Origin of the sequence: Photobacterium proteolyticum (assembly GCF_001939735.1) — a bacterium.
Lineage (GTDB): Bacteria > Pseudomonadota > Gammaproteobacteria > Enterobacterales > Vibrionaceae > Photobacterium > Photobacterium proteolyticum.
The window spans coordinates 1-4,108 of record NZ_MJIL01000026.1 but is presented as its reverse complement, the minus strand read 5'-3'; the positions used below and the strand labels follow the sequence as shown (position 1 = coordinate 4,108).

The window sequence follows — 4,108 nt, the reverse complement described above, 5'->3', positions numbered from 1 at the left end:
GGTTTTACTTTTGGCGAAGCAAATTATAACTCTTTACCATGCTGTTCAAAAAACACTCACGAAAGATCAACACGCCCTAGTCTACTGGACTTGAATTGACCGAATATAACGCCGCGTTAAGGGCTGCAGGCACGCAATACAAAAAATTCTGCAAAGCGACTTAAACACTAAACCCAACGCAAACTAAAAATGCCACACGTGCTAAATCTCTCTTGAACGCTTTGTTAAATTTATTTTCCTGGAAAGCACCTTGAATATAAGCGCTGCTTATTTTCTGAGGTTAGAGGACTAACCATTTGCAAAATAGCATAACGAACTCTTCCAAGTACCCATTCATTTTGTAATTGCTCTTGGTACAAATCGTAGATATTTTTGATGGTGAGCTTATCATTGGATTCAGCCAGTTCAAAAGCTACGTCGTAGCAATCAGTGAAAATTTCCTTCATGTTGTCCTGTGTTATACGTTGAGCAAAATACTCTTCATTCAGGAAACTATTTGGTTCCATGCTACCTCTCGTTCAATGGTAAATTTAACCTTATATTCTGCGAACTCATCGCATATGGTCCGTTTATCCGAGATATACAAAAAACATTAACTTATAGCATTCGCAAACCTCACAACCCACGGACTACTGCCACACATATGCACCTAGCGAATATCTCAGTATGAAACCATATGAAAACTAAGGTGTAAATAGGTAGTTAGTCATTAGTATCCAGAAATGCTGTCAACTTATCTGCATATAACTCATAAGCCTCACGCTGGTCCTCCAACCAATCATGCTTGTTATACACGGCCAGTACGCCACCTAGCTCGTGGCCTAGCATCTTCTCTACTACATGCGGCATCACACCGAGTTCAGAGGCGCCTGTAGACAGCGAACGCCTGAAATCGTGTGTTCGCCAGTGTTCTAGAGGCAGGCTCTCGCGTATGCGACGTATATAACGGTTTGCTGCAGCAATGCTGATTGGGGTATTGAGGTCTTGCCCTGGGAATAACACGTCGTCGTATGTCGCCATAACGTGTTTATAGTGGTGAGTTGGTGAAGGGTTTTGTTGGCAGTGCTGGCTCGGCTTCGTTCTATGGCCAACCAGATTTGTGCTAATTCAGACCAGGGTGGGATGTAGCATCCATTATCGAGCGGAGATGGTTTCGACGTTTCTGTCGGGGAAGGTGCCAAGGAAGTAGTTATTGGCGAAGGATCGGTAAAGTGCTTGTGTCCCCTTCTTTAAGGTAGGGACAAAGTGTTTCAGCCAGTAGTTCACGCAGTCGTCTAAAGTGACGAAATCTTGCTCACCACTACCGCCAACCCCGTTCGCAATCTCGGGATTTCGGCCTGATTCCCTCAATTCCATCATGATTTTATGTTTCCGCCTTGCCTCTTTCAGGCTAGTTGCGGGATACTTACCGATATTAATTCTCAGTTGTTTACCATTGAATCGGCAGCGATATTGGAAGGTGATGATTGCGAGAGGCGAGATACGAGCAATCAGGCCATCTCCGTCGCTAAGTTGGGATGGACCGTCATAGGTTTCGAGCTTGCTAATGGCTCTTAATCTTCTATCTATCAGGGACATAAGCTTCCTTAATTTGGACACATCGAGAATTTTTTTGGACACAGATTTGGACACAAATGCAAATCCCAAACCTAACTGTGCAAGAATTAACTACTGTATAGATGAACAGTATAGCATTGAAAAGCCATTGTTAGAACAAGCACTTAATACGAATGCAATGGTTTCTGGAAAACACTATGAACAATACAAATGAGCCAACTTTGTTTTGGCTAGATTATGAAACTTTTGGTGCTACCCCTTCGACTGATCGTCCGTGTCAGTTTGCGGGTGTGCGTACCGATATGGATCTCAACATTATCGGCGAGCCGCTGGTTATCTACTGTAAACCGCCGGTGGACTACCTGCCTTCACCTGAAGCGTGTCTGATCACTGGGATCACACCTCAGGAAGCGCATGAGAAGGGCTTGTCGGAGCCGGAGTTTATTGCCCGTATTCATGCCGAGCTTTCGAAGCCGAATACCTGTGTGATTGGTTATAACAACGTTCGCTTCGATGACGAGGTTACCCGTTATACCCTTTACCGTAACTTCTACGATCCGTATGCATGGGCGTGGCAGAACGGTAACTCGCGCTGGGATCTGCTCGATATTATGCGTACCTGCTACGCATTGAGGCCGGAAGGGGTAAATTGGCATGACAATGAAGATGGCCTGCCAAGCTTTAAGCTTGAGCACTTGTCCGTTGCCAACGGTATCGAACACGCTAATGCCCACGATGCAATGGCGGATGTCTACGCGACGATTGAGCTAGCGAAGATCTTAAAGCAAAACCAGCCTAAGCTGTTTAACTACCTGTTCAGCCTGCGTCACAAGCGCAAGCTGCAGGAGCTGGTTGATATTGTCGAAATGACGCCGCTGGTGCATGTCTCAGGTATGTTTGGTGTCGAGTGCGGCAATACCAGCTGGATTGTGCCAATGGCCTGGCATCCGGATAACAAGAATGCCGTGATTACGGTAAACCTTGCGATGGATCCTACCCCGCTGATCGAGCTTGATGCCGATACGTTGCGTGAAAGGCTGTACACCAAACGTGTTGATCTCGGCCCTGATGAGTTGCCAGTTCCGCTTAAGCTGGTGCATCTAAATAAGTGTCCGGTGCTGGCGCCTGCCAAAACGCTTAAGGCCGAGGATGCAGAGCGGATCGGAATTGATCGCCAGAAGTGTCTGGAGAACTTGCAGCTGTTGAAATCACATCCAGAAATTCGTGAGAAGCTGCTGGCTATTTACAGTGTTGAGCGTGAATATGAAGCCAACACCAATGTCGATGCCATGCTGTACGATGGCTTCTTCTCCAATGCTGATCGCTCAACGATCGACATTATCCGCGAGACTGCGCCGGAAGAGCTGGCGAATCTCGAACTGAATGTCGCTGACAAACGCATCAAGCCATTGCTGTTCCGTTACCGTGCCAGAAACTTCCCGATGACGCTGGACTTCAAAGAGCAGCAGCAATGGAAGCACCATTGTCAGGATTACTTTGAATCCAATCTGCCTGCTTATATGGAAAACCTCGAGGCAACTGCCATGACTCACCAGGCGGATGAAGCCAAAATGGCGATACTCAAAGCAGTGTATGAATATGTAGACAGCTTAGTATAGCAATGAGCTGGTTGGATTCGACGTAGCACTTTGCAGTTTTGCCACCTAACACACCGTAATAGTTTGCTATTTTATCCAAGCCCTCCGGCCTGCAAAACCGGAGGGCTTTTTATTAAGACATAATCCCATTTTCGAGGTTTGAACTTAGAGCAATTGCCAACAACACTTATAACGAAGGTATCTGAACGAAAGTCAGATTTTACTCATTCAGCCTTGCAGTCTGAGTCCAGTTTTTTTGATCAGACGAAATTGCCACTTTGCACTGTTTCACTACTGCGCTGGAATTTTCGTCACAAGTATCAAATTTAGTATTCATTGGTATTTAAGTGGTTGATATGACGACTAAAGCATTAACGCGTTGCTATCGCTTTGAAAGTGTGGATTTTGAGCCTGATCTGCGCCTGCTGGTATGGCAAGACAACACCGAAACCGAACTCACTGTCCATGAGTCTCGCCTGTTGGAAACCCTGTGCTATTTCGCCGGAGAGGTGATCAGTGCCCAGTCACTGTTCGATAAGACATTTACTCTGGTCGATCCTTACAGCCACGAAAGCAACAACCACTATGATCTAAATACTTTATTGATCTCGCTGACAAAAAAGCTCGAATACAATGGCGAGATGTCCATTCCCATTGAGGTTATTCCTCATTTTGGCTTTCGCGTTCCCCTTCCAGACAAAACATGCCGTCTTGTCCATACCTTTGATAAACAACCGAGACTTCCTGCCGAAAGTAACCAGGAACCAAAGCTAGAATCAGCCACCGAGCACATTGTTAAATACAGCCTATTGCATAAGATTTCAGTGCTGTTACTAGCCGCTGCCGGGGTTGCGATTGTGGTTGTTTCAAACTTCTAGGGCGTGTTGATCTTTCGTGAGTGTTTTTTGAACAGCATGGTAAAGAGTTATAATTTGCTTCGCCAAAAGTAAAAC

Annotated in this window: 5 protein-coding genes; 2 read left to right on the top strand and 3 right to left on the bottom strand. The window is 45.8% G+C overall.

The window, feature by feature from the left end; all coding sequences use genetic code 11:
• Nucleotides 1–230: 230 nt before the first annotated feature.
• From BIT28_RS00300 to BIT28_RS29880, 3 genes are all read right to left on the bottom strand, one after another.
• Nucleotides 231–506 (bottom strand): hypothetical protein, encoded by a 276-nt coding sequence (locus BIT28_RS00300; RefSeq protein WP_075761648.1) that lies wholly within the window; start codon nucleotides 504–506, stop codon nucleotides 231–233.
• A gap of 196 nt (nucleotides 507–702) precedes the next feature.
• Complete coding sequence (locus BIT28_RS29885; protein ID WP_245823618.1) at nucleotides 703–1,020, bottom strand: tyrosine-type recombinase/integrase; 318 nt, start codon at nucleotides 1,018–1,020, stop codon at nucleotides 703–705.
• Between the two features lie 114 nt (nucleotides 1,021–1,134).
• Nucleotides 1,135–1,578, bottom strand: a complete 444-nt coding sequence (locus tag BIT28_RS29880; RefSeq protein ID WP_245823617.1) for an Arm DNA-binding domain-containing protein — start codon at nucleotides 1,576–1,578, stop codon at nucleotides 1,135–1,137.
• A gap of 176 nt (nucleotides 1,579–1,754) precedes the next feature.
• Here BIT28_RS29880 and sbcB point away from each other — a divergent pair, with 176 nt between their 5' ends.
• Nucleotides 1,755–3,176: an exodeoxyribonuclease I gene (sbcB, locus tag BIT28_RS00290; protein WP_075761647.1), complete on the top strand. Its 1,422-nt coding sequence runs from the start codon at nucleotides 1,755–1,757 to the stop codon at nucleotides 3,174–3,176.
• 335 nt (nucleotides 3,177–3,511) lie between these two features.
• Nucleotides 3,512–4,033, top strand: coding sequence for a winged helix-turn-helix domain-containing protein (locus tag BIT28_RS00285; RefSeq protein WP_075761646.1), 522 nt, complete (start codon nucleotides 3,512–3,514; stop codon nucleotides 4,031–4,033).
• Nucleotides 4,034–4,108: the final 75 nt, after the last annotated feature.